Here is a 932-nt window from a genome sequence, read left to right on the forward strand (position 1 = left end):
CCCTTGTTTTTGATTGGATACAGGTGATATGTTGAGTCTTTATTGAGACTGTACATGATTCTTGTCTTGAAACGATGCCAGTTGAGGTATCCGTTTGAACTGTGTTTCAGCAGCTTGATGGATTTGTTTCTGTTTTCAATCAGGCCGTTTGATATGCGTCTTCCATTTGCCGGCACAAATGAATTCACAATCTCATATTTCCATTTGACCAGTGTATTCCCAAAATCCATCATTTCCTTGATCTGGGAATTCCTGAAGGATATGATCAGCTCTTCTATGTTCTTCAATGCGTTTTTTTCATTGGATCTGCTGTAAAATTCATCCAGCTCATATTTAAGATCATAGGCAAGATCCAGCACAGGGTCATGTCTGACCATGAAGTCAAGGATATCATAGTAGTTGTAATACCCCTCAAGGGTATGATTGTATATCTTCTTTTCGTTGGGGTCGAATATTCTATTGTCATTGGAGAAGAGCATCCAGTTGAATTTCTTTAATGCATAGTAATGCTTGGATGCTTCCTTTAACTCAAGCTTTTCAGTCTTGGTTTTTTCTTTTTTCTTCTCAAGATATTTCTTTCTGGAATAATACTTATTCATGACATCGATTCTCACTCTGTCAATTTTTCTTCCAAATTCCTGCTTCACATGAAAATGGTCGGTTGCACATATTGCATTTGGAAACATGATCTTCGATACGATTCTGTATGTTTCCCACATGTCAAAGGAAACAATTTTGACATTCTTCCTTTCCTCAAGAGGAATGGAAAAGAAATAATCCATGAGTGTCTGCTTTCTTCTTGACGGAAGGACATCGACGATGTTCTGTGTCTTGAAATCGACAAGCACACACACATATTTACTGTTGACAGACTTGAATGCATAGACCTCATCTATCAGCAGATACTCAGGCAGAGGTCTTCTTGATATGGA

At 38.0% G+C, this 932-nt stretch carries 1 protein-coding gene; it reads right to left on the reverse strand.

Annotated features, from left to right (window positions below; genetic code table 11):
- On the reverse strand, positions 1-932 hold a 932-nt coding region (locus E0K96_RS12055), incomplete at both ends, for a transposase (protein WP_168083452.1).

Origin of the sequence: Massilimicrobiota sp. SW1139 (assembly GCF_012027715.1) — a bacterium.
In the GTDB taxonomy this organism is placed as follows: Bacteria; Bacillota_I; Bacilli_A; order Erysipelotrichales; family Coprobacillaceae; genus Allocoprobacillus; species Allocoprobacillus merdigallinarum.